This window comes from Bradyrhizobium sp. WSM2793, assembly GCF_000379585.1.
GTDB lineage: Bacteria > Pseudomonadota > Alphaproteobacteria > Rhizobiales > Xanthobacteraceae > Bradyrhizobium.
In genome coordinates this window covers 1-23,436 of record NZ_KB902820.1, presented here as the reverse complement: position 1 = coordinate 23,436, position 23,436 = coordinate 1, and the positions used below count along the sequence as shown (strand labels likewise).

The window sequence follows — 23,436 nt, the reverse complement described above, 5'->3', positions numbered from 1 at the left end:
CAAGTATGTCCTTAGTCCCGCAGAGGCGCGGAGACGATACGCTGGCATGGAAAGCACTTGTAGACCCGTACAGCCTGCCGATCCACGATTGCGCGCAACGCTCCTACCGGTACCATTTCACGTCATTTTTTCGCAGACAGGAGGTGGCGGGGCGTTACAGTCGGCTCGATTCATGCGACTAAGCGCATACGCGAAGCCGGGACCGGCGAACACTTGGGAAAATACGGGTGGCAGAAGCCGCGGTTGGCACTTCAGCTATTGAGGGGAAACCGGACGGCGGACGCCGCTTGCTTTTGCCGCCGCTTTTTGACCCCAAGCGGACCTTGCTCGCCGCCGCCCCGCAAATGCAGCTTTGCCGCTCACACAGTCTTATGACAAAGTGCTAGATTGTTCGCGCTCCGGCGTGATCCTTGGAGGGCACATGCGACGGCGGGAGTTCATCGCGGGTACGGCGATCACCGCAGCCCTGAGCTTCGCAAAGCCTGTTTACGCTCAGACTGATGCTCGGTCGCCGGGCATAAAACGGATCGCGATTGTCCATACCGCCGAAAAGCCCGAGGGAATGACTATCAACGGTCGCCTGACGTTCAAAGCCTATTTTGGGGAGTTGAAGAGGCTTGGCTATGTCGAAGGACAAAACCTGCTCGTGGACCGGTATTCGGCGCTCGGTCAGTCCGACCACTATGGAGACTTGGCTCGCACAATCGTTGCCAGTCATCCTGATTTGATCATCTCGCTCTCCGGCCCGATTGCACGCCAGTTGAAGCCCCTGACCACTACAATTCCAATATTAGTTAGCAGCGGTGACCCGGTCGCCGGCGGAGTCGTGACGAACCTGGCCAGACCGGATAAAAATATCACTGGAGTGAGTGTTGATGCGGGATTGGGAGTATACGACAAGCGTCTGCAATTCCTTAGCGAGACGGTGCGAAACCCACGCAATGTGCGGGTGCTCATTCCTTCATCTGCGACGATGTTTTGGGAAACGGGTCTCGCACCCCTCCGAGAAGCCGCAGGCCGGGTTGGTATTCGGATTGCCGCTGTATTGCTCAGCGAGAAGCTCGACGGAGCAGCGTATGAGCGGGTGTTCGATGAAATGGAAACAGACCGCGTTGACGGTCTCATGGTTGCGCATCAGGGCGAACACCTTACGAACCGTCAACTAATCGCTGATCTAGCCGCCAAACACCGTCTGCCTGCTGTCTACCCTCATCGCGAATTCGTCGATGTGGGCGGTCTGCTGAGTTACGGCACTGACCTTGGGGACGCCATGCGTCGTCTTGCAGATATGACCGATCAAGTGATGAAGGGCGCAAAACCGGCTGGCATCCCGTTTTACCAGCAAACCAAATTCGAGCTGGTGCTCAATCGAACAACGGCAAAGTCGCTTGGGCTGGAATTTCCGGTGAGTTTGTTGGCTGTCGCCGACGAGGTGATCGAATAGCGCTTCATATCTGCTGCAGCGGCACTGGAGGCGGGCTTAGCGAGCTGCAAGTTTCAAGGATTGGGCGCAAGCCGGTTTGATTTTAGCATACGGCGCTGACACCCGAGATCTCTTTCGCAGACCAGCTGGTTTCGTTGACAAGATTATCAAAGGAGCAAAAGCCCGCCGAACCGCCTGTCGAACAACCAATCGAGTTTGAACTGGTCGTCAATTGCCAAACTGCCGGAGCGCTCGGTCTGACCGTGCCACCGTCCGTGCTCGCCCGTGCCGACGAGATAATCGAATGAGCTCTGCGTTGCATGAGTCCCTTAGTGGCCCATCAGCGCAGTTGAGACACCTGAGTTCCGCTTAGCGGGTCGGTACGGACTTTGATTGCTCAGGCCAAGTTTTCGCATTATGACCCAGAGCCGAAATGGGCGAGTTTCACTTACGTATGTGGATTGCGGAGGCAAAGCCTACGAGCTAGAGCGGCCCCAAAGCTTGTCGTGGGACTGACAGAAAAGAAAAGGCCGCCCATAGGCGGCTAGTTCAGACCTTCTTCTACTTACTTCTTGAGGGCGTCAGCGGCGTCCCGCGCGGCGTCCTTCACGTCTCCCGCAGCGTTATGGGCGGAGCCCTTTGCCTTATCCATCTTGCCTTCGGCTTCCAGGTCCTTGTCTCCGGTAAGCTTGCCGGCACCCTCTTTGATCGCGCCCTTTGTCTTGTCGGCGGCGCCCTTCACATGTTCACGGTCCATGATCGTTATCCTTTCTTGTCCGGAAGACGAGCACAACGAAACCGTTGCGCGGTCGTTCCTACGAGACGCGGTGCCGCCGTTGCGCACTAAGACTTGGCTGTAGCGGCGGATGAAGAACACAGATTGCACTCTGTGCTGCTTACTACTGCGTGAGATGTGTCAACGCAGCAGTCACAAGTTTTCATCAGTAGGGCGGAAATGTTCGGGGCTGCGCACATTGATCAAGCGGCGGGGCTAGATGGAGAAACAGCCATGCGATACCTATCGGCAGCTGCTTGTCGCACTTCCAGTGATGTCGATACCTGCTGCCGCCCAGCAGCAAACGGAGACGACGTCTCAATCCGGTGTTGCTCAAAACGTGCAAACTCAAGTCGATAAGGGCATTAAGATCCGCGATTCCGGCGAATCCGGCTATGTTGGCAACCAGGACCGGCCTGGCTCGGCTTCTCACGCACCGGGAGAGCCAACGAGCACGAGCGGGGCGACAACTGGTAGCAGTGCCGCCCGGCAATCCATCAAACATCAATAGTTCGCAGGCCGACTACAACGCTTCCTTGAGGGACGGCTCCGCGTCGAAGAAAGAAATAGCCTTCGAGGACCGCCTTAGAAAATGAGATCGCCCGCGATCTGCCAGCGGCACAGGGAGTGAACCCGCAAGAACGCTCGGCGGGTTTCTTTGTTTGAGCAGGGCGTTTGCCTCTTTTGGAGATGTCGGCTGTTGGCCCATCGCTTCCGCTCCTCGTTCCGTTTGCTGCTAACCCAAAGCGGAAAACGACCGTTCAACCGACCTCGTCACGCCTTGAGCACATGCCCCTGGCCGCCAGTCCTAACTGTCAATCCTGCGAAGTCGAAGGGCCGGGTGCGTCTGTTTGATGACTAGGGCAACCTCCAGCCCCGCATTATTCAGCGCCTCAACGATTAACTACCCCAGCAGCTTAGCGTCTTCACTCGCGATCCGAGCGGTGGAATGATCTTTGAAGAAGTCGCAAACTGTTGCTGCGATGATGGTGTTGATTTGGTGGGTGCCATGCATTTGATGCTCCCCGAGACCTCGCCACTTTCAGAACAGGAGCGTAACCTTGATAAGCTATCGTAATTCGGAAGCGAAAATTTCAGGCGGATCGGAAGTCACTGCTGGGCAACTACGTGCTTCCTCGCAACTTGACGCTTTTCAACAGTGCTTGCTTTGTCGAGTTCAACTTCCTTCTGGATAGCCGCCAGGGAATTGCCGATCTTGCTCACAATCTTGGCTAGGTCAGCTTGCGATATGCCGAGCCTCCTTTTTGGATCTCACCTGCTTTACATCCGCTAGATCGAGCGTCGTACGGATCGGATGTCGCGGCCTGGAACACAGCATCAAGAGACTCCCACCGCCCTCACCGGCGCAATGTTCTCGCCCGCAACCTCACGGAAAGGGCGTGCAGGCGATAACTATCCTGTCAGCTTGCAATGCGAGCTTCGAGGGGACAAGCGTCCAAAGGTAGCTGGGCGCTTTTAAGCAACCCAATGGTCGACGGGCCCGCCCGCTTACCAGCGAAGGTGGTGCCTCCAGCCGTAGTGGTGGCCACGGCCTCTGCCCCAACCGTAGTGATGCCCTCGGCCGCCACGGCGCCCCCAGCCATGACCGTGCCCCCTTTGACCGGGAGCGCGCTAGAATCGGACGCGCCAATCGCATCCGGTGTTGCCGCGGGCATCGCCGACGCGGAGGACGTTACAAATGAAGCAAGGGCAATCGCAAAACCGGACAAGCCGACCCACTTCATCCATTTCCCTCCTACGATAAGTGAACCGAGCGCCCGTATGGCCGCTGGTTGTTTCAGATGCTCTAATGAGGGAAACGGGAAAAAGTTGCAACGAAAGATGTTGGAGCGTCACAAGGTGACCCCAGGAGCAACTCCCTGTACTCCGAAAGTCTATCACCTGATGACCCAATGCTGCCGCCGACTACCGAAGTTCAGGTGCATCCTTGGGGTCACGCTGCTCCAACGCAGTGCTTGCTTAGCGAAGCTATCGGCTTTCCGGAATTTAGCATCGCGTAAAGCGGGCACGCCGCGCGAGCTCTATCGCTTCGAGCTACATGGACGCGGTGGGCAGATTAGCTCCACCCGCTCTTCAAAGCACGTCACATCGCTACAGGGATCACCAAGACGATCCCTGAGGAACGATTCAAGAAAGCGTGAGTTCGTCATTAAATCCAAGAGAAATAAGAGGATGGATCGATGACGCGATCGGTGGAGGAGTTGAGACGAGAGTCTGAGCGCACGCGCGCGGAGCTGGCGACTACGGTGGGGCGTTTGAGGGAGCGGATATCGGACACCGCCGATGACATTCGCCATAAGGTCTCGCCGCAGCACATCAAATCCGAAGTCACCGAATACGTCAGCCATAAGACCCAGAGTTGGGTCGACGGGCTCAAGCAACAGATCATGGACAATCCGATGCGCGCCGTGGCCGCGGGCGCCGCAGTGGGTGTCCCGCTGCTCCGCTTGGTGCGAGGCACGCCGCTGCCACTTCTCATGATCGGCGCCGGACTAGCCCTGACCTCGAAGACAGTGCGGGATCGCGCTGCAGACGTCACCGGCCCGGTCATGGACAAAGCGGAGCACATGCTTGGGAACGTGACGGAGGGCGCCCGGGCCATTCAGGGCGACGCCAGGGACACGCTATCCTCCGCCCAAAGCCGCGCCGCCGGGATGGCCGGTGACGCGCAGGACAAGGCCGCTGGTCTCGCCTCTGATCTGCGGGCGAGCGCGGCGCAGGCTGCCAGCTCCGCAAGTGAAAAGCTCAAGAGCGGCATCGACGCCGCCAAGGATGCCGCGGCAAACGCCCCTGACCGGGCCCGACAGACCATTGGCGACAATGCCGCGCTGATCGGAGGCCTGGGTATCGCGATCGGCGCCATCATTGCTACCGCTCTTCCCGAAACGAAGGCTGAAGCCAAGGTGATGGGCCAGGCAAGTGACGGAGTGAAGCAGGCTGCGGCTGCTGCCGCGCAATCCGGGTTCGAAGCGGCGAAAGACGCGACCACATCCGCAGCCGATGCTGCGACGCAAAAAGTCGCCGAGGCTGATCTCGGAAGCCATGCCAGCCGTTTGACGCAGAACATGGCGGACACATTGAAGGAGGCAGCCGAAGACGTGGTCAAAGCTGCCTTTAGCCCCTCTCAAACCAACACTTGAGGATAACCATCATGAGCGATTTGGACCCGGACAAGGGCACCGCAAAGGATTTGAAAGAACACATTGGCGATGCCGGAGCGGAGGTGATGCAGCGCGCCGGCGATGCTTTCCAGGCATCGGCCGGTCTTGCGCGCGACAAGTTCGGTGAGGCCGCGGATGCAGCAAAGGGGGTCGCGGAAGGAACTGTGGACCAGATCCAGAGCCAGGCCCGGTCCGGCGCCGATTTCATCGAGCGCCTGGCAGATAATATCCGCGAAGCGGGCCGCGCGTTTGAGGCAGACGTGCCGTTCGCCGCCCGGGGGATTGATTCCGCCGCCGACTATGTCGAAGACGCTGCGCAGAAGATCCGGGAAGGAAGCTTCAGAGATCTCGTCGAGGGCGCGACCGATTTCGCCAAACGTCAGCCTGCGGCCTTTCTCGGGATATCAGTGCTGGCAGGCTTCGCGGCAGTTCGCTTCCTGAAGGCATCGGGAGGGCAGTCGTCCTCCGCGGGGCAGAGCGACATGACGGGCAGTGCGTCCTCGGGAGGCGGTCAGAAGCCGGGCGGGACCTCGTTCAGGCCGGGCCAACAAGCCTGGGCTCAAGAGTCCATGCAGCGCAGCTCTGATACGAAACAAACCTCGTCGGCACAGGGCAGCACGGTACCATGAGCATCGAGCGCGATATCAAAACCAGCCAAAGCGAATTCAGGGCTATTTCGACACTGCTCGGCGATGCCATGTCGCAGTTCGCCAAGCTCTTCCAGAATGAAATAGACCTGGCAAAGGCGGAGCTTGGCGAGAAGCTTCAGAAGATCGGCGGGGCGTTGGGCCTGATCGTTGGTGGCGCCGTTCTGGTGATTCCGGCGATCGTCATGGCGCTGTTCGCCTTGTCCGCCGCATTGATCTCGGCGGGATGGTCGCCGCCGGTCTCCTATCTGACCTCGGCAATCATCGCGGCGGTCATCGCCGCCGTGCTGGTCGCCATCGGCATCAACCGGCTTGACGCGCGTCATCTGGCCCCCCGGGAAACGATTGGCCAGCTCGAAAAGGATAAGGATACCGTGAAGGGAATGGTGCGATGAGCAGCACAAAAACCAGCTTTATGGACAGTTTGGTGACCGCCGCCGGGGAAAACCCTGTTGCCGCCGCACTGATCGGGGGCGGCGCGCTCTGGTTGCTCGCCGGCGACCAGAGCCTGAAAAGTGCGGCGCGATCGGCGACGGAGGCCGTTGCATCCGCCGCCGACGTTGGAACGAGTGGCCTCAGGTCGGCGGCATCCGCCGTCAAGCAGACCGTGGCGCCTCCGACAGCACCTGAAATGGACGACGACAGTTCGATGGGGATCGGAGACACGTTTCGTGGCGCGACCGCTGCAACTTCCGACGCTGTGTCGGGAGGTGTCGACAACATCCGCGACCGCTTCGACGAGGGCGTCGCCTTCGCGAAGGAGCAATTCAGCAAGCTCGGCAGTTCGTCCCCGGACAGACAAACCATCAACAGCGCGAAATCGTCGCTTGCAGATATGCTTGAACGGCAACCCCTCGTGCTCGGCGTCGTGGGTGTCGCGATCGGTGCAGCGGTTGCCGGCGCATTTCGCGCGTCCGAGCTCGAAAACAGATATATCGGCGAGGTCAGCGACGATGTGAAGGCCGACCTGAATCGGCGCGCCGGTGCGGTCTCGCAGGCCGTCCGGGAAGCTTCGGACAGCGTCATCGCAGAGATCAGCGACACCGGGGCCGAAGTTGTGGACCGGCTCAAGCAAGCCGGCATGGATGCTGCCGCCGCAGCGCGGAGCGAGGTGAAGTCTCCCTCATGAGTGATATAGATAGCAGGAGCGCGCTGACGACGTCGCGCTCCTGGTATCTGATCAGACAAAATGTTCGCTCAGCCAGCAGCCTGACTTTCATCTCAAATCGCGCGCCTTTGTCGCTCGGCGAAGAGGCCATACACATAGAGCACGATGATGGCGCCGACCACGGCACCAATGAGTCCGGCACCCTCTCCTGGACGGTACCAGCCAAGAGCTTGGCCAAGGTAGGTTGCAACGAAGGCGCCGACGATGCCGAGGATGGTCGTCAGGATGAACCCGGAGGGTTCGTTGTCGCCCGGCATGATGAATTTCGCGATGACTCCCGCAACAAAGCCGATAATTATCGTCCAGATAATGCTCATGCTCTGCTCCTCCTTAATAAAAAGCGGCGACAATTCGGTCGCTAGGAGGTCGGTAAACGCCCATCCGGCGTGTACTTGTCGATTGCCTGGGGCAGCTCGCGCGACAACCTTGCGAGAATTTCCTCTTGAGAAAGCCCGGTCTCCTTCTCGAGCTTCTCCAACACCTCGGGCCCAATTGCTTCCCGGAGCTGCGGCGGCGAGATCTCCTTGTTCGGCCCAGAGCCGACCCAAGACCTGGCCTCGTCTCCATGGCCATTTTGGTTGAACTTCTCCAAGAGTTCGCCAATTCCTCCTTGAAGCAGGCCCCCGACGCCTGCGCCGCTCAACATACCTGTAAGATTTCCGAGTAGGCCGCCGAGCGGTTGCTGGGCGTTGGCCGGCTCAAGCGATCCAGCGCCCGGACCTTTGAGCAGCTCCGCCAGCTTGTCTCGATTCTGATACCCGGCGATTGCCAGCATTCCGAGAAGTGCGGTCATGGAGGGCATTCCGCGGCTCATCTTAGGCTCCTCAACAGGTTAAACACCCGAACTCGGAGGAGACAGCTGTGTTCCTATGCGCCGACCCGTCGCGGTTCTTCTATCTTTCGTCCTGTCTCCTCTGGTGAACTTCCTCGGCGGTTGCGGCTTGGCCAAATCCCATCGGTTCTCATCGTCGTCCTCCTTGCGATCGGGATCATCGCTATCTCGGCACCATCATTGGATTCCAGGTCGCACAATTGCCCGTCATGCCCCGGAGTATGCGGCGACAATCGGGAAGAAGGTATTGACCGTGCGGGAGTTTGCCTTGGACAAGATGTCAGGCATGCTTGAGCACCTGGGGTATAATGCGAAGCCCGGGCAAGCCGCGACCGCGCCGCCTTCGGCGCCCAAGGTCGACTCTCCCGCTCGCAAGCAGGCAGCGCCCGGCAGCCAGCCCACAAACCCGTTAGCGCTGCTGGAAAAATCTCTGTCTCCCGTCCTGTCACCATTCGCCACGTTCGGCATCATGGTGGTGGTCGCCATCTTCGTGTTGCTGCAGAAGGAAGCTTTGCGGGACCGTATGATCCGGTTGTTCGCCTCCACGGACTTGCCTCGGACGACCGTGGCGATATGTCGGAACTCGCGGATACCTGACAGTCAAAGTCGAACAAGCACAAGCGGTGTTGATCCACGTGCAATAACACCCCGCGCGGTTGTTTTCGGTGATCACAGGCGCGTGGCCAGTAGCGTGTCAACGCTCAGACCGGGCATGGCTCCGGTCTCGCCAGGCGCCATCGAATGATTGACAAGGCAAATTCCGTTTGTGGCCCCAAGCTGACCTGAACAGCGCCTCGTTGGAAAGCCGCTAAAAGGGCCAAGCGGACCATCGCCTAATCGCGCCGCGCTCCACTGGGTCGCATTTCTCGTACCGTCCATCGACGCAGCCGAGGTCCGACGACCGCCGGCGGGCGTCGACTTCAGCGCCAGCACCTCTTCGGTGGAGGCGGCAGACAATAGCCGGTTGCGCACGGCCTCAACGTGCCGTCCAGGTTCATGCCGACGTCAAATTCGAGGGTTCGCCCACCAGGGGTTCGAAACATCTCCGAGGCGAAGACGTCGGCTGCGCATGTCGATACCCACTGCCGCCCGACTTGGGCCTGCAACTATCGCGTACTGCAAGGGGTGCGCTCAACAACACGGCTCAACCAGCGGCGCTGGGCGGTCGCCTGCTCAACGCTCCAGTCAAGGATTAGAAGGAGCTATCGTTGCGCCAATCCTAATTAGTGCAGCGACGCCGACGGCCGAAGCGCGGGGGCTAGTCAGCGTGAATGGTCAGGAAATCTAAGCATCTTATAAATTGGGCGGCTTATCTTCCCGGTTGAGCAGCCCCAATCGTCGTTCAAGCTCTTCCTTTTTAGCCACGAGTCTAGCGGCGAGAATGTCATTGACGGCCGTGTGGAGTCGCCACAGCTCATCGAGAGACATCGTCTCAAATGCCTTCCGTACCATGAATCCCCGCGACTCACGAATTGCCCATAGATTGAGGCTATGAAGGGCAATTGGCAACTCGGGGTTTGTTACCCGGAAGGCCCTACCTACACTTACGGCGCCGACCTAGTTTACTGGAAACCAAACGCCCCGACCTTGACCGGGAACGGCGCAACTGGGCGTGCGCTAATCGGTTTCGCAGGTCAACCAATTCAGAAATTTGACGTTCGAGAAATACGCTACGTTGGTGCAGAGCAACAGCGGCATCGAAGATCCGACCGGAAATACTCATCACGACCTCAACACAACAGGACTGAATAAAATTCTCAAACAATCTTAGCATTACGACCCTCGACGGGCACAATTGCAAGGCGAATTCTTGGGCAACGCCTTAGTTCGAGAACGCATGGGTGGCCTGTTGCTTGAACGCTGACCCCGCGGCAATCCAACATCGTAGTGCGCGGCGAAATTCCCGCTTCCGGGTACTATCTTCCCGTCGGGCGGGGCAAAAACTTAGCACCCCAGAGGATCGTTCCTTTCGCCTACGCCAAGTGTTCCCAGCGCGGCCGATGTGCTTAGGAACTGAGATCGGCGAGACCTCTATTGCCAGGCGTAAAGGCGGGCGCGAATCGCTCGTTGCGCCGATACCCAACAAGCAACTATGGCGGTTGCGGCGCGTTTTCAGCTTCTGGAAGATTGATCCAAAGAGCAAGGAGATGGGCATGGCTGACAAATCAACCTTCACATCCGACGAATGGAAAACCCTTTTGGAAAGCGTGATGGCTCCGGGACTCGCCGTCAGCGCCGCCGAGCCAAGTGGCCTCTGGGGTCTACTCCAAGAAAGTTTTGCGAGCGGCACGCTACTCGCGAAAGCCAAAATGGACACTGGTTCGAACACGCTCATCAAGGCCGTTGTCGATGACTTTGCAACAAGTGAGGGCCGGACCGCGTCCCGAGATGGCCTGAAGGAAAAACTGAGCGGTAAAAACCTGCCGAAGTGAAGAACGCCTGTATCCAAATTTTACGGAAAGTTGACGGCATTCTCGCTGCGAAGTCCCCCGGCGACGCCGTGGCTTTCAAGAACTGGTTGCGTCAGATCAGCCAAAGCGTTGCCGAGGCGTCCAGCGAGGGCGGATTTTTGGGTATTGGAGGTGTAGCTGTCAGCGACGCCGAGAAGGCGACCGTGGCTGAGATTTCCAGCGCACTCAAACTGCCAAGCTAAGTGGCAACCGGCGGGGCAACCCAGTCAATGGGACCAGTGGCGGCTCGCAAGCTGGCGCATATGTTGGGCTTCTCCCGTCAGGAACGGAACTGAGCCGCCCGTTCTTGCTCGACTTCCTCGGCGTCCTTGTTGTCGAGGATCATGAGTGAGTTCTTCGCGGCCCCGTTGTTCTCAACAGTTCGTCTAACTTTGCATGAAGAGCTTGCGTGTCGCGGTGCTCAGCTCGCTGAATCACCAAGGTCATCCCCCACGTCGAAAGCGTCGCCAGATCGTGCCACCCGAGCCCACGGCCAACGAAAGTCCAAAGTAGTCTGTACACGGCAACGATAGCGAATGCGGCGGGACGCGAGGCGAGAACGCCGAGATCCGTAAGCCAGCCCCGGACCTTCTGTAATGCCAACGTGGTCATCTCGCTTTAGGTTGTTCTGACCGAAACAGCCGGAGTCACAGCGCTCGCTCGACCACCCAAAAATGCAGCCAGCGCGCCCAGAAGGAGGGCAAGGGCACCGAATAAGGCGCCCTGCGATACACGCTTCGCCGCGGTGTCGGCCGCCTGCTTTGCCTGCTCTTTGGTCGTCGCTACCGTCTCCTTGTACTGCTGCTGATACTGAGCGATCTGACCTTTCGCCTCGTCTTGAGAGATGTTCTGCGGCTTGGCTAAGGCGTCCGCCGCCTTATCGTTCGCAGCAGCCTGTTGCGCAGGGTCGCCAGTTAGTGCCGCTCGAACAGCTGTCATCGCGGCGTCACGAAGTGCTGCAGGATCCCGGCCGCCGGACGCGCTTCGCACTTTGCTTTCGATGGCTGCCATCGGGTCGGCAACGTTATTCAGAGAGGGCGCTGCGGTCTGAGCTACAGTCTGCACTGTTCCGCCTAGATGCCTTACCTGCTCCACCAAGAGCCGAGGACGCCGTGCTGACGGCGCCACCGATCATGCCAGACGCAGCCGACGAGAGAAGATAGACCACAGTGAGCGTCGAGACCGCCCAAGAAATTAGACCGTGATAAGCCGTCGTCGATTGCGATGCTTTGCCGGAAGCCGGCCAGCTACGTACCCGCCGAGCGCAGCGGCGACTATTCCCGAGACGACAAACCAAATCCCAGCACCGACCGACATTGAGCCCGCGCTAGGCGCGTCGCCTTGAGCGATATCCATCGTCGATAGACCTACGCCCAGCCCGACCATATTGAGGATAATCTGCATGACTAGCCCGATTACGGCCCCTGCGAAAACAGCGCCCCAAGCCACCTGATTCAGCATGATCGTGCGTATGTCGTCGGCAGGAGCGACTTCACTCCTCTGCGGAGGAGATCGATGATTCTGGCGAGGCACTTCGGTTGGGTAAGCCATGGTTGTCCACCTATGAAGGAGGGGTTCATTCGCTAAGCCGGCACTTCATCATGACGTTCCTAATTGGAGCCAAGACATTTTCCCTGAGCACCACACTTCTACTCTTGGGTCGCTTCTTGGTCCTATGGCAAATGCCTAGTCGGCCGATCGGTGAGCTTCGCGCCCAAGAGTTGCTCTTTTCCAAATTCATATCTGCAAAAGCTCGCGGTGCTGGCGTGCGAGAGATCCTTTCATCGACTCTGGAGGCGGTGGTCAGTCGACTGCCCGCAAATGCAGGCATTTGCTGCGGCACCATTCTCGCGTTTCGGTCGTGTCAGGCTGTGGTCGCTTTCTAAGATTGAAAATGGGCTTCAACTGCAGAGTGTTAGCTAGTTCATAATTTTGTGGTGCCTGCGAGCTTAAGCTTTCGAGACGAACGCTCGGGAGGCAACGATGACACCCGGCTGGCTCATTGTCCTTGTGACGATCGCCTCTATCTCCTTTCTGACCGTTGTGACTTGATCATTCTTGGTGCTTGGTAGGCAGCTGAAGAGTATCGTCGAGAGCGCTCTGAAGGGGCGCCCACGGACCGACGCGACCTCATATTGGTCGAAGCTCGATTGGGTGCGGCATGGATTGCCCGAAGTGCGGCAGATTCAACCTAGAGGGAAAGAAGGTCTGCGGCGATTGCGGCGCGGCGCTATCCTTTCGCTGCCCCGCGTGCGGAGCCGACAATCCGAAAGGAAAGAACTTCTGTGGTGACTGCGGTGCGGCGCTCACGCCAACAGTACTGCCGCAAGTCACGGCGGCTGCCGGCGCATCGACCTCGATAACGTCACGGGTCACCGAGCGTTCGAGCTTATCACCCGTACCAAGTTCTTCCGCCGAGCGCCGCCAGCTCACAGTTATGTTCTGCGACCTTGTCGGCTCGACAGCGCTTGCGACGAAGCTCGACCCAGAAGATCTACGGGACATAATCGCCAAGTACCGCGATAGCGTAGCGGCGGTCGTCCGCAAATACGGCGGAACCATCAGCCGCTACATCGGAGATGGCATGCTCATCCTCTTCGGCCATCCCTCAGCGCATGAGGACGATGCCGAACGCAGCGTGCGCGCTGCGCTTGAGATCGCCGCGACCAGGCATGCGCCTGGAGGGCCGCCCGAGTTCGAGCTGCGGGTTCGTCTTGGACTCGCGACTGGTCTCGTCATCGTAGGTGATCTTATCGGCAGCGAGGCTGCAGAAACACAGGCGGTCCTTGGCGAGACGCCGAACCTTGCTGCTAGGCTGCAGGCGCTCGCTGAACCAGATGGCGTGGTCATCGCTGAGGACACGCGACGGCTCATCGGCGGGCTTTTTGACTATGAAAACCTCGGCGCGGTGACTCTGAAAGGCTTTGCCGCCCCGGTGCAAGCCTGGCGGGTGCTTCATGAGGGAACGGCAGAAAGCCGCTTCGAGGCGTTGCACCCTTCGATGCTCGCTCCGCTGGTAGGGCGTGAGGAAGAACTCGCGCGACTGGAGCGGAGCTGGGATCTTGCGAAGGCGGATAGCGGCCAAGTAGTGCTGCTCGTCGGCGAGGCTGGCATTGGCAAGTCGCGCCTCGTTGCGGCTCTCCAGGAGCGTATCGAGCGCGAGCCGCACACCTTCTTGCGATATTTCTGCTCGCCTCACCATCAGGAAAGTGCGCTCTATCCCTTCACCGCACAACTCCAGCGAGCTGCTGGTTTCGATCGTGAGGACGCGCCAACTGTGAAGCTCAAAAAGCTCCGGCTGCTACTGTCCCCGGCATTGCCGTCCGACGAGGACGTGGCGATCCTGGCCGAGTTGCTGTCGATTCCCAGCGGTGACCTGTATCTGCCGGTTGCTGCTACGCCGCAACAAAAGAAGGAGAGAAGCTTCGCCGCTCTGGTCCGCCAGCTTGAAGTTCTTGCAGAAAAACACCCAGTCACGGTCGTGTTCGAGGACATGCAGTGGATCGATCCGAGCTCGCGCGAGCTGCTGGACCGGACGGTCGATCGCGTAGCAAGCTTACCAGTTTTGGTCCTGATCACCTACCGCCCCGAGCTCCAGCTGGTATGGAGCGGAAAGCCGCACGTCAGTTTGCTTGTGATGAACCGGCTGGACCAGAAAGCAGGTGCCACGCTGATCCGAAGCGTGGCCGGTAGCCGGACGTTGCCGACCGAAATTGTTAATGAGATTGCTGAACGAACGGATGGCGTGCCGTTGTTCGTTGAGGAATTGACCAAAGCGGTGCTCGAGACAAGCAACGAGGGGATCCCGCGAGCCATCTCCTTCGCGCCGCTACCCGGACTTGCTGTGCCGGCCACGCTCCATGCTTCATTGATGGCGCGGCTCGACCGGGTCGGTCCGATAGCCAAGGAAGTGGCGCAGATCGGCGCGGCCATCGGCCGCGAGTTCTCCTACGACCTGCTTGCCGCCGTTGTACAGCGATGCGACAATGAGCTGCAGGCTGCACTTGATCGGCTAATCAATGCCGAGCTCATGTTTGGGCGTGGCGAACCGCCCGACGCCAATTTCTTGTTCAAACACGCACTGATCCAAGATGCGGCGTACGGCACGCTGTTGCGCAGCCAACGCCGCGAGCTGCACGCACGAATTGTGGACGCGCTTGAGGAGAGGCTCTATAAGGGCATTCAAGAGCGACCGGAGATCCTAGCCCATCATTGCACGCATGCAGGTCTGATCGAAAAGGCAGTGTCGTATTGGCAGGAAGCCGGTGAGCGCTCAAAAGCTCGATCGGCAATGACAGAAGCAATCGCGCAGATGCGAAAAGCGCTCGATCTGCTATCCCATCTGCCCGATACCGCCGGACGCCAAGGCATCGAAGCCGACCTCCAGCTCGCACTCGGCGGCGCACTGATCGCTGCGAAGGGACATGCGGCCGAAGAGACCGGCAAGGCTTATGCCCGGGCTCGCCGCCTTTGCGAGTTACTGAACGACAGGCCGAACCTGCTCAAGACGCTTTGGGGGCAGTTCGTGCACTATCATGTGCGGGGCGAAACGGACCGATCGCATCGCATCGCTGAGGAACTGCTAGATTTGGCCGGACGACAGAACGATGCGGCCATTCTTGTCGCCGGTCATCGGGCTGTCGGCGACAGCTGCCTTCATCGCGGGCAATTGGCCTTGGCGCGCGTCCATCTCGAGCGGGGGCTTGCCCTTTACGATCCGTCGCAGCAGCGCTCTTTGACGGCACTGTTCGCAGAAAACGCCCGCGTGGCGATGCTTTCGTTCCTCTCGCTAACCTATAGCCTTCTTGGATTTCCCGATCAGGCGCTTGTTCAGAGCAGTGAGGCAATCTCGGAGGCGCGCGGGTCGTCCCATCCGATCAGCCTTGCCTTCGCGCTGAGCGTCGCTTGCCGGTTGCATTTCGTCCTCGATGACGCGGGTATGGTCGCGCAACTGGCAGAGGAGCTAGTTGCGCTAACCTCGGAGCAGCGCTTTGCTTTCTTTCTCGCGATGGGGACCGCCTATCGCGGTTGGACGCTGGCCGAAGCCGGCGACGCCGAGGCCGGGGTGGACTTACTGCGACACGGTATCGAGGGATTCCAGGCGTCCGGCGCAGCATGGACTCTTCCGTTCTACCTTGCGCAGCTCGCGGCAGCCGAGGCAAAGAGAGCACGATTTGAAACCGGCCTCGGTCAACTCTCCGACGCCTTAGTACTAACGCAGAAATTGGGGGTGCGATGGTTCGAGGCCGAGCTGCATCGGCGACGAGGCGACTTGATGCTGACGGCTCGGCCGGACGCCGAGGCCGAGGCTGAGACCGAGTTTCGACGCTCCATTGCTATTGCTCGCCAACAGGAGGCGAAACTCTGGGAGGTCCGCTCTGCCGTCACTCTCGCCCGGCTCTGGCGCCGCCAGGGCAAGGGTGATGAAGCACGCGACCTTCTCGCCCCGGTCTACGATTGGTTCGACGAGGGCTTCGATGTTCGCGACTTGAAGGACAGCAAGGCACTGTTAGAAGAACTCTGCACCTAGCACCAAGCTATCTCCGAGCTCGTCTCTGAAGATGCCAGACAGGGCTTCTCAATACCTTCACTCCTCACGCGCAAGGTTGTGCATCAAACTGCCCGGAGCAGGGCCAAGTGGTGGTTCGAGAGCGGAACTGCGCGTCTGCTTCTGGTTCGAGGGCGAAGATCGCCACCGTGCCCGCCACGTCAGCAGCCGACGCAGACCGGACGTGGTGAGGACGCGGCCAAATCGACGCTCGCGACCCGAAGGAGACTTGGCGAAGCTGTGTTCGCATCCTAGACTTTTACGGTCGCGAGCCGCTCCGCCCGCCTATGCAATGGGAGTCCCGCTATGTGGCGAGCCATTTTGTCTGGGACGATCCTTGGGACAGCTTTGTTTGTAATCGGCGATCAGATTACATTCGGACAACAGCCAGCAACGATTAAGCGGACCGACCTTCTCAAGACTGCCCTTCCAGAAATGGAGGGCAAGCGCATAAACGTCTGGGTTACTGACATTCCGCCGAACTCCGCTACCGGCCGACATTCGCACCCAACGCCGAGATTCGTGTATGTACTTGAAGGTGCGGTTGTCTACGAAGTTGATGGAAAGCCGCCGCAGACCTTCAAGGTAGGCGAAGCATACGCGGAGATGCCGGGCGAGGTCCACAACTTTAGAAACGTGAGCTCGAGGCAGCCAGCGAAGGCTCTCGGTTTCCATTACGGCAACAAAGGCCAGCCCTCCAAACCAATGCTCCTTGAACAAGTCTGGCGCTCACCAGCCGCGACTATAGTGCTGCAATAGCTAGGCGGCTATCTTATAGCGGACGTCGCGCCAACCTATTCGCAAAGGCAGCCTTGCCCCTAAGCGGGCATTGGGTCGCGGCGGCTCCTCTGATCCTCGCCGCACGGTTTTAGAGTTTGTCAGGCTTCCTACGACGATGAAGCGTTTCCTACGGAGGGTTTCATGCGGCGGCGCCACTTCATCGCGTTTCTTAGTGCAGCGGCAACGTGGCCACTCAGTGCGCGGGCACAACAGGCGGCGATGCCTGTCATCGGTATGCTGTCAATGAATTCGCCAGGCTCTGATATTGAGGCGTTCGACAGAAGTCTTGCGGACCGAGGATATGTGTTCGGCAGAAACGTTACGAAAGCGGCCCGATGGGCCGAAGGAAATCACGACAAGCTTGCTGAGCTTGCAAAAGAACTCGTAAGCCTGAACCCAAGCTTGATCGTGGCACCAGGCAATGTGGTTGCTCTCGCTGTAAGGCGCGCCACCTCAACCATTCCCATAGTCTTCATCATTGCGTCCGACCCCGTGAAGATCGGGCTCGCGAAAAGCTTCGCTCGCCCCGGAGGGAATGCCACCGGCGTATCCATGCAGACGGCAACGCTCACACTCAAGCGGCTTGAATTAATCCGGGAACTCCTCCCACCGAACGCGACCGTAGGTCTCTTGATAAACCCTGACAATAAGGAGTTGCTGGTGGAAATCGAACAGATTGCGCGTTCCACGGGGCGGTCCTTGGAGGTCGCCAAAGCGCGCAGTCCGGATGACCTCGAATCCGCATTTGCGCAGCTTGTCAGGGCTCAGGTCGGTGCAGTGCTTGTCGGCAATGATGCGGGCTTTTTCGGCCAGCGCATGCAAATCGTCGCATTGGCCAAGCGTCATTCGCTCCCGGCGACTTACGAATTTCGCGAGTTTTGTGCGGTCGGCGGCCTGATGAGCTACGGCCCGAGCCTAGCCGGAGCGCTACAAAAAGCCGGCGCCTACGCGGCACTCATCTTAAATGGTGCACGGCCGAGCGAGCTGCCTATAGAGCAGCCTACGGCCTTTGAATTAGTCATCAATTCAACCACAGCGAAGTCTTTGGGCATCCAAATTCCCTCCTCTCTTTTTCTTCGCGCCAACGAAGTGGTCGAGTAGGCCGACATGAGCCGAACAACGGGCGAGCTGTCGACCGCGTCGGCTCTCCGAGGGAGACCGGACCTCACACGATGAGGGTGCTCACCGCAGCTTTTGACCATAGCGGAAATTCCACGGTGGATGCGGTGTCCCTGATGGAATGGACTTTGTTAATGACGGTCCACCAGATGGGGCTGTAGTCTCCCGCCAACATGAACGAAGCTGATGCCGAACTGCTCAAACGTGCGGACGACGCGATCGCGGAGAGCCGTCGCCTGTCTGATCAAAACCGGGCTTGCATTGCGGAATGCCGCTGGTGGTTTGAGCACCTGTACTGGGTGATCCGAGAGACTAAGCCGAGCCCACCTCCACTGCCGTGAGTGAGTGGGGGATGTGTGTACACTTTAGCACATTTTAATGCGGACCGCGGCACGTCCGGGTAATCTCCCTCCATAAAGCGAGAACTCCGACGCCTCGAACAGGCCGCCCGCGAGCAAGCATCTCTGTCAGCTGACGAGCGTGCTAAGGCCGCCTTGCTGGAGATCGCCGAAGAGTATCGTTCACGCGCTGAATATCTTGAATCCCAAAACGCCGGCTGCACCGAGAAGGATCAAGGGCCTGATCGTTCTTCTGGCACTCTAGGGGGATTGACTGCCAAACGGCTGAGGAACAGTGTGTTCCATCACCGCCCGGTTCGTGGCGTCTATCGGTGACCGAGAGACCAATTGCGCTCCCGCAGAGCACGTCTGCTCTGCCCCCGAAGTCACTGCTATCGCGAGAGCGTCGTCGACCTCGATGCCGAGATATCGAACGGTACTCTAAATCTTCGTGTGCCCCAGAAGGAGCTGTACGGCTCGTAGGTTGCCGGTTCGGCGATGAATCAAGCTCGCCTTCGTCCGGCGAAGGGAATGCGTCCCGAACAGGTGCGGGTCCAGTCCGATGTCAGCGATCCAGTGAGATAGTAGTCGGGCATACTGGCGGGTCGTCATATGTCCAGTCCACCGACGGGCCAGTGAACAGGTATTCTCCTGAGTTCTTGGCGCAGGTAATCATCGATTGCCTGCCGGGCTGATTCCGTCAGTTCAAATTTGACTGGCCGACCGGTCTTCTTTTGTCGGACGGTCGCGCGGTCGGCCGCATATCCGCCCGGCGCAAGGCCATCGACTTTCAAGGCTACGACGTCGCAGCCGCGCAGCTTGCTGTCGATGGCGACGTTGCATAGCGCCAAATCGCGCATTCGGCCTTCGACCTGCAGCTTGATTCGGATTGACCAGACGTGCTTCGGACGGAGCGGCGGCTTTGCGCCGATATCTTCCCCTTGTTCCAAGGAGCGTGTCTCGAGGATAGTGCTTGGGCTATCGGTCATGTTGACCTCCTCAGCTAGGGAGGCTGGTCATTTTCAGCCCGGAGCCCTTCCAATCCCGCGTCCGCTTCGAGATCATTGGAGACGTACTTGCGTCCAATTCGAGCGATGACAGGACCGATTTTGACCCAAAGCAGGCCTCCGAAGGCTTCGGCAGAGGTGCGCCGCGGACCCTCAGCGAACATGAGCAGCCTGGGGCCATGGCCACACGGTCATGAGCCTCTCGCCGCTCGATTCCGCTGCGTGGCCGTTTAGCCGTAGGCTACCCGGTGACCCAGACTGGCGGGAAGCCATGGTTGTCGAGACGCGCTATGTGACCAGCGGCGAGGTCTTCGTCGCGTACCAAATATCCGGACAGGACGGTCCGGATTTGCTCATGACACCGGGCTTTGTATCGCATCTGGAGCTGTCGTGGGAGAATCCCAACGCCGCGCGTTTTCCTTAACGACCTCGGCTCGTTCTCGCGACTGATCCGATTCGACAAACGCGGCACGGGTCTCAGCGATCGTGGCGTCGGTGTCCCGCATCTCGATGAAAGGATCGACGATATCCCGCCGTCCTCGACGCCGCGGGTTCTGAGAGAGCCTACTTGTTCGGTGTCTCGGAGGGCGGGCCGATGTCGATCCTGTTCGCGGCGACCTACCCGGAAAGGGTCGCCGGTCTCATCCTGTTCGGCACGTATGCGCGCACGGTTGGCTCCTCCGTTCCGTTTGACGATTTTGCGGGACTGGAGCGCGATATCCGGTCCAACTGGGGGTACCGGCAAAAGTCTGCCAAGTTTCTCCCCCTCGGCAGCCGCAATTCCCGGGGCCATGGAGCGCTTCGCCAAGTTCGAGCGCTCGGCGGCCAGCCCGTCCGATGTGATTAACCTGATGCGTATGAACCGCGAGATCGACGCAACGGCAATCCTGCCGTCGATCCGTGTTCCTACGCTTGTCATGCACCGGCGCGACGACGTCCGCATACGTGCACTCGCCGGCCGCGAGCTTGGAGAGAGAATCTCTCGGGCGCGCTACATCGAACTACCGGGTAGCGATCACCTCGCATGGTCAGGAGATCAGGATCGGCTTGTCGAGGAGATCAGACAATTCATGGGTGTTTTCGCTACTGCCGTCGACGTTGATCGCGTCCTCTCGACCGTGCTGTTCACCGATATCGTCGACTCGACAAGGAGAGCTTCGTTGGTGGGCGATAGGCAGTGGCGTTCAACTCTCGAAGCGCATCATGCGGCGGTGCGTTCGGAACTGGAGCGGCATCGCGGACGCGAAGTTAAGACTACAGGCGACGGATTTCTGGCCCTGTTCGACGGCCCGGCGCGCGCTGTCCGCTGCGCCCAGAGGATCGTCAGCGCGGTGCGGCCGCTCGATCTCGAAGTACGGGCCGGCGTTCATACCGGTGAGATTGAGTTGATGGGCGACGATTTTGGCGGCATTGCTGTGCAAGCAGCCCGGGTAGCTCAGCATGCGAAAGCGAGCGAAGTTCTGGCCTCGAGCACGGTAAGAGACTTAGTCGCGGGTGCTGGCCTCAAGTTTGTCGATCAGGGACCGGCCGAGCTTAAGGGTCTTGCCGAGCCGATGCGCCTATTTGCGGCTGTAACCTGAATCAGTTTCCGGGCGCCGACTGCGCCATAAGAAGCTGAGACGCTATCACTCCAATGTCCGCTTCTGGTCGATTTTGTTGCAAAAGTCGGCTGTGACCGACGGATGTCTTTCGGCCACGGTAAGGCCGACCGGCTTTGATCCGCCGACCCTAACGCTCTCAACGCAACTTCTACGCTACGCAATGCACAGAGCATGAACGGGTGGAGGTCGCGCAACGGACGACGCGAGGCGCCTCAGATTCTGAGCGATGGCAGCCAGAACAAACTCGACCTGGGTGCCCTGTGGGTCACGAAGCCGAAGCCGGCCAAGCCTCAGGATGCGCTACAAGTGCGCAAACCGCATCTCGATCTTCTTGCGCTGACACGTCGCGAAGTCTCGAAGCCTTCGGCGCCAGCGAACGACCGGGCGACGTCCCGGGCGTGCTCATGTATATCGCGCGGGATCTTGCGCGTTGGTTCTTTTGGACAGCACTGCGGTTTAAGCGGGCATGCGTCGCAGTCGAGCTTGCTCGCACGATACAGAAGCGTTTGCCCTCGTGCACGTTGCCGCTCGTCCCGAGCCGCTTTCCGCCCGGGCAGTGGTAGACGTCGCTGGTCGGATCATATCGAAGTCGCTGCGCGAAAAGGTACCGTCATCTCGCTTCGACTTGTCGAACACGGGGACATGTGGCGCGATACCTCAACCAGCCAATTCAGCATCGGAGCAGCCCCGCAAGCAGTATCCCCGACAAGCCGCTCCGGCTTGAGACCAAAGCGCTCCTCTGTTCGTTCGATCATTGTCCTCGCCGCTCCGACCTCGGCCTGGCGAATGGCACGGGACGCTTCGACATCAACGATGACGCCGAACTTCACTTATAGTTGTCGGAGTAAGAGAAGAATGCTGGTCCCTTGTGAGCGCCGGTCCACTGGGCTGCGGGGTCGGAGAGAGAAACGAACTTCGGGACAACGTCACTGGCCGCGCCCCACGCCGTATCGTCGAGGTCGCCAGATACTCCTTCAGCCGCGCGGCTTGACCTCGCCGGATCGCGATCCCTGCGCCAATCCTGACCCGCGATTGAGCGCTGCTTGTTGGCATCTGCCTGGATCAGGCTCGCGTCTACCGCAAAACCTTCGCCACCAACCAGACCGGCCACAATGCACACCTCGACAATATGTTAGAATACGCGACGAACGACATCTCCCTCGCGGAAGCACTCATTGCGAACCCGCGAGAAGGCCGAATGACCGGGATAGCGTCCTCGACACGAGCTTGCAGAACCACCGATAGGCGAGGTTCACCTGCACTTCACGGCAGAGCAGTCGCTCCAAGCGGATCGCGAAGACATACCCCACGATCAGCATCCGGATCATCAGCTCCGGATCGATCGACGGGCGACCCATGGACGAATAATGAGGAGCTAGTTCGCTGCGAAGCCACGACAGATCGAGAGCAGCGTCGATCTTCCGCACCAGATGATCTTCGGGAACCGCGTCGCTGAGATGAAACTCGTAGAACAGTTGACCTTGGTCACTCTTCAGACGGCCCATCATGGATCGACCTCATCGCGATTCGCGTCAACACAACGGAATCACGCTTACCGGCTCGTCTCAACTGACTTTTGCAACAAAATCGACCCTTCTCGGAAGCCCGACAACGTCCGCTTTCGCGCCGCTATTGGGGGACAAGCGGAAATCGATTCACGCGGTCGATTTATGAGTACGCGGCCTAGGGGGGGAGCGACTCGAGCCTCGACGTCAGTTTTTGCTTTCTCACTACAGCTCACGTGACATCTCGGCATTGACCGACGCTGAGCGCTGCTCGCGAAGCTGGGCATCTTAGTAGACCCTGCGGTGGGCGCCAGCCTGCGCTGCGCACGCGCTCTCTATCCGCTAACGTTTTGCGACGTTGCGCAGCTCCAACGAAGGACCCCCGACGCTTGCCTGCGATGGATTTTTCTTGATCTCCCGGTGCACACGTCATGCACGCGCGGCCTTCTAACGCATTGAGAAATTTGAACTCTGCTCCAATCCATCATGGACCAATTTGAGCGAGCTAGAGCATTTTAAAAGCGATGACATCAAAGATCGTCCGCTTCGAGCTAAGAGCTTTGGGTCGGGTAAGGCGTTGCCTTCCGAAGGCAAAGGTCATCTTCTCACGTGGTGGCTGGCTCGAGAGGCGTGTCGCACAGTGCCTCGCTCATCCTGTACCTCGACCGGCCCCTTGGTGAGGTGCCAAGCCTTCGCGGCCGCGTTGGTTCCTACCGCCTCCCCTCCCCCTCGATAGGCTTTGCGATCAACAGGCTGGCGCCGCTGCCGCGCGTCGCGCTCTATTCCTCGCGATCGAGAAGCTGGCGAATGTCGAGAAGAAACCGGGTGAGTCCCTCGTCGGCAGCCGTGTTGTCGGGCGGCCCAATGGTCGTGATGCCCCAGTTCGCTACGTCTGCGCGTTGTCCGGGCGGCTGCAGCAAGTTGGCATAGGAATACCCGATTCCTGAGTCTAGCTCGGCAATTCCTCCCATCTTTCAAAAAACCGCAGGTTGGGGTTTGGCTATCATCAGCCAGAGTATAGCGGCTACGGCAGTGAACGCTGGAATGCCGAAGGCGAACCA

General features: G+C 59.3%; 18 protein-coding genes and 2 pseudogenes. 13 read left to right on the top strand and 7 right to left on the bottom strand.

The features are described from left to right. Positions 1 to 421 precede the first annotated feature (421 nt). Positions 422 to 1,444, top strand: coding sequence for an ABC transporter substrate-binding protein (locus A3AS_RS0137175; protein WP_018322511.1), 1,023 nt, complete (start codon positions 422 to 424; stop codon positions 1,442 to 1,444). Between the two features lie 544 nt (positions 1,445 to 1,988). Here the strand turns inward: A3AS_RS0137175 and A3AS_RS0137170 are convergent. Further along, positions 1,989 to 2,180: a CsbD family protein gene (locus A3AS_RS0137170; protein ID WP_026202761.1), complete on the bottom strand. Its 192-nt coding sequence runs from the start codon at positions 2,178 to 2,180 to the stop codon at positions 1,989 to 1,991. A 2,219-nt stretch (positions 2,181 to 4,399) separates the two neighbouring features. On the opposite strand from A3AS_RS0137170, the gene A3AS_RS0137160 reads away from it, so the two are divergent. The 4 genes from A3AS_RS0137160 to A3AS_RS0137145 are packed head-to-tail and all read left to right on the top strand — an operon-like array spanning position 4,400 to position 7,156. Continuing rightward, positions 4,400 to 5,359 (top strand): DUF3618 domain-containing protein, encoded by a 960-nt coding sequence (locus A3AS_RS0137160; RefSeq protein ID WP_018322507.1) that lies wholly within the window; start codon positions 4,400 to 4,402, stop codon positions 5,357 to 5,359. A gap of 11 nt (positions 5,360 to 5,370) precedes the next feature. After that, positions 5,371 to 6,009, top strand: coding sequence for a hypothetical protein (locus A3AS_RS0137155; protein ID WP_049815100.1), 639 nt, complete (start codon positions 5,371 to 5,373; stop codon positions 6,007 to 6,009). Continuing rightward, positions 6,006 to 6,422: a phage holin family protein gene (locus A3AS_RS0137150; RefSeq protein WP_018322505.1), complete on the top strand. Its 417-nt coding sequence runs from the start codon at positions 6,006 to 6,008 to the stop codon at positions 6,420 to 6,422. The genes A3AS_RS0137155 and A3AS_RS0137150 overlap by 4 nt, the downstream gene beginning before the upstream one ends. A gap of 20 nt (positions 6,423 to 6,442) precedes the next feature. Continuing rightward, a complete protein-coding gene (locus tag A3AS_RS0137145) occupies positions 6,443 to 7,156 on the top strand; it encodes a hypothetical protein (RefSeq protein WP_371260743.1) in 714 nt (237 codons plus the stop codon). Positions 7,157 to 7,248: 92 nt separating this feature from the next. Here the strand turns inward: A3AS_RS0137145 and A3AS_RS0137140 are convergent, their stop codons facing one another. Together A3AS_RS0137140 and A3AS_RS0137135 are read right to left on the bottom strand one after the other, a co-directional pair. After that, a complete protein-coding gene (locus A3AS_RS0137140; RefSeq protein WP_026202760.1) occupies positions 7,249 to 7,512 on the bottom strand; it encodes a GlsB/YeaQ/YmgE family stress response membrane protein in 264 nt (87 codons plus the stop codon). A gap of 41 nt (positions 7,513 to 7,553) precedes the next feature. Further along, complete coding sequence (locus A3AS_RS0137135; protein ID WP_018322502.1) at positions 7,554 to 8,009, bottom strand: YidB family protein; 456 nt, start codon at positions 8,007 to 8,009, stop codon at positions 7,554 to 7,556. A 2,171-nt stretch (positions 8,010 to 10,180) separates the two neighbouring features. Here A3AS_RS0137135 and A3AS_RS49640 point away from each other — a divergent pair. Further along, positions 10,181 to 10,459: a hypothetical protein gene (locus tag A3AS_RS49640; protein WP_245283379.1), complete on the top strand. Its 279-nt coding sequence runs from the start codon at positions 10,181 to 10,183 to the stop codon at positions 10,457 to 10,459. Next, entirely contained in the window at positions 10,456 to 10,680 is a 225-nt protein-coding gene (locus tag A3AS_RS49635; RefSeq protein WP_245283378.1) for a hypothetical protein, read from the top strand. Before A3AS_RS49640 ends, A3AS_RS49635 begins: the two co-directional genes overlap by 4 nt. A 139-nt stretch (positions 10,681 to 10,819) precedes the next feature. On the opposite strand, the gene A3AS_RS50225 is transcribed toward A3AS_RS49635, so the two are convergent. Continuing rightward, on the bottom strand, positions 10,820 to 11,089 hold the full coding sequence (locus A3AS_RS50225; RefSeq protein WP_371260742.1) for a low affinity iron permease family protein: 270 nt from the start codon (positions 11,087 to 11,089) through the stop codon (positions 10,820 to 10,822). A 6-nt stretch (positions 11,090 to 11,095) separates the two neighbouring features. Next, positions 11,096 to 11,938: pseudogene (locus tag A3AS_RS44330) on the bottom strand (PhnA-like protein). A gap of 700 nt (positions 11,939 to 12,638) precedes the next feature. Between A3AS_RS44330 and A3AS_RS44325 the strand changes: the two are divergent. The 3 genes from A3AS_RS44325 to A3AS_RS0137090 all read left to right on the top strand — a co-directional run bounded on the left by A3AS_RS44325 (position 12,639) and on the right by A3AS_RS0137090 (position 17,906). Beyond that, the gene (locus tag A3AS_RS44325; protein ID WP_018322499.1) at positions 12,639 to 16,007 is read left to right on the top strand and encodes an adenylate/guanylate cyclase domain-containing protein; all 3,369 of its coding nucleotides are present in this window, start codon (positions 12,639 to 12,641) and stop codon (positions 16,005 to 16,007) included. A gap of 324 nt (positions 16,008 to 16,331) precedes the next feature. Further along, positions 16,332 to 16,784: a cupin domain-containing protein gene (locus tag A3AS_RS50220; RefSeq protein ID WP_084674994.1), complete on the top strand. Its 453-nt coding sequence runs from the start codon at positions 16,332 to 16,334 to the stop codon at positions 16,782 to 16,784. 162 nt (positions 16,785 to 16,946) lie between these two features. Then, entirely contained in the window at positions 16,947 to 17,906 is a 960-nt protein-coding gene (locus A3AS_RS0137090) for an ABC transporter substrate-binding protein (protein WP_018322497.1), read from the top strand. Between the two features lie 964 nt (positions 17,907 to 18,870). On the opposite strand, the gene A3AS_RS46180 is transcribed toward A3AS_RS0137090, so the two are convergent. Continuing rightward, entirely contained in the window at positions 18,871 to 19,251 is a 381-nt protein-coding gene (locus A3AS_RS46180; protein WP_245283376.1) for an integrase, read from the bottom strand. 289 nt (positions 19,252 to 19,540) lie between these two features. Between A3AS_RS46180 and A3AS_RS49625 the strand changes: the two genes are divergently transcribed. The 3 genes from A3AS_RS49625 (at position 19,541) to A3AS_RS49615 (ending at position 20,849) form a co-directional block, all read left to right on the top strand. Next, entirely contained in the window at positions 19,541 to 19,693 is a 153-nt protein-coding gene (locus A3AS_RS49625; protein ID WP_245283375.1) for a hypothetical protein, read from the top strand. A gap of 144 nt (positions 19,694 to 19,837) precedes the next feature. Continuing rightward, positions 19,838 to 20,116: an alpha/beta fold hydrolase gene (locus tag A3AS_RS49620; protein WP_245283374.1), complete on the top strand. Its 279-nt coding sequence runs from the start codon at positions 19,838 to 19,840 to the stop codon at positions 20,114 to 20,116. Continuing rightward, positions 20,061 to 20,849, top strand: a complete 789-nt coding sequence (locus tag A3AS_RS49615) for an adenylate/guanylate cyclase domain-containing protein (protein WP_245283373.1) — start codon at positions 20,061 to 20,063, stop codon at positions 20,847 to 20,849. Before A3AS_RS49620 ends, A3AS_RS49615 begins: the two co-directional genes overlap by 56 nt. 174 nt (positions 20,850 to 21,023) lie before the next feature. On the opposite strand, the pseudogene A3AS_RS44315 reads toward A3AS_RS49615, so the two are convergent. Further along, a pseudogene (locus tag A3AS_RS44315) lies at positions 21,024 to 22,378 on the bottom strand (IS1182 family transposase). Positions 22,379 to 23,436: the final 1,058 nt, after the last annotated feature.

Bases quoted from the DNA above. Each gene is read 5' to 3' on its own strand.
- A3AS_RS0137175 (WP_018322511.1), top strand. From the start codon at position 422: ATGCGACGGCGGGAGTTCATCGCGGGTACGGCGATCACCGCAGCCCTG.
- A3AS_RS0137170 (WP_026202761.1), bottom strand. From the start codon at position 2,180: ATGGACCGTGAACATGTGAAGGGCGCCGCCGACAAGACAAAGGGCGCG.
- A3AS_RS0137160 (WP_018322507.1), top strand. From the start codon at position 4,400: ATGACGCGATCGGTGGAGGAGTTGAGACGAGAGTCTGAGCGCACGCGC.
- A3AS_RS0137155 (WP_049815100.1), top strand. From the start codon at position 5,371: ATGAGCGATTTGGACCCGGACAAGGGCACCGCAAAGGATTTGAAAGAA.
- A3AS_RS0137150 (WP_018322505.1), top strand. From the start codon at position 6,006: ATGAGCATCGAGCGCGATATCAAAACCAGCCAAAGCGAATTCAGGGCT.
- A3AS_RS0137145 (WP_371260743.1), top strand. From the start codon at position 6,443: ATGGACAGTTTGGTGACCGCCGCCGGGGAAAACCCTGTTGCCGCCGCA.
- A3AS_RS0137140 (WP_026202760.1), bottom strand. From the start codon at position 7,512: ATGAGCATTATCTGGACGATAATTATCGGCTTTGTTGCGGGAGTCATC.
- A3AS_RS0137135 (WP_018322502.1), bottom strand. From the start codon at position 8,009: ATGAGCCGCGGAATGCCCTCCATGACCGCACTTCTCGGAATGCTGGCA.
- A3AS_RS49640 (WP_245283379.1), top strand. From the start codon at position 10,181: ATGGCTGACAAATCAACCTTCACATCCGACGAATGGAAAACCCTTTTG.
- A3AS_RS50225 (WP_371260742.1), bottom strand. From the start codon at position 11,089: ATGACCACGTTGGCATTACAGAAGGTCCGGGGCTGGCTTACGGATCTC.
- A3AS_RS44325 (WP_018322499.1), top strand. From the start codon at position 12,639: ATGGATTGCCCGAAGTGCGGCAGATTCAACCTAGAGGGAAAGAAGGTC.
- A3AS_RS50220 (WP_084674994.1), top strand. From the start codon at position 16,332: ATGTGGCGAGCCATTTTGTCTGGGACGATCCTTGGGACAGCTTTGTTT.
- A3AS_RS0137090 (WP_018322497.1), top strand. From the start codon at position 16,947: ATGCGGCGGCGCCACTTCATCGCGTTTCTTAGTGCAGCGGCAACGTGG.
- A3AS_RS46180 (WP_245283376.1), bottom strand. From the start codon at position 19,251: ATGACCGATAGCCCAAGCACTATCCTCGAGACACGCTCCTTGGAACAA.
- A3AS_RS49625 (WP_245283375.1), top strand. From the start codon at position 19,541: ATGGTTGTCGAGACGCGCTATGTGACCAGCGGCGAGGTCTTCGTCGCG.
- A3AS_RS49615 (WP_245283373.1), top strand. From the start codon at position 20,061: ATGGAGCGCTTCGCCAAGTTCGAGCGCTCGGCGGCCAGCCCGTCCGAT.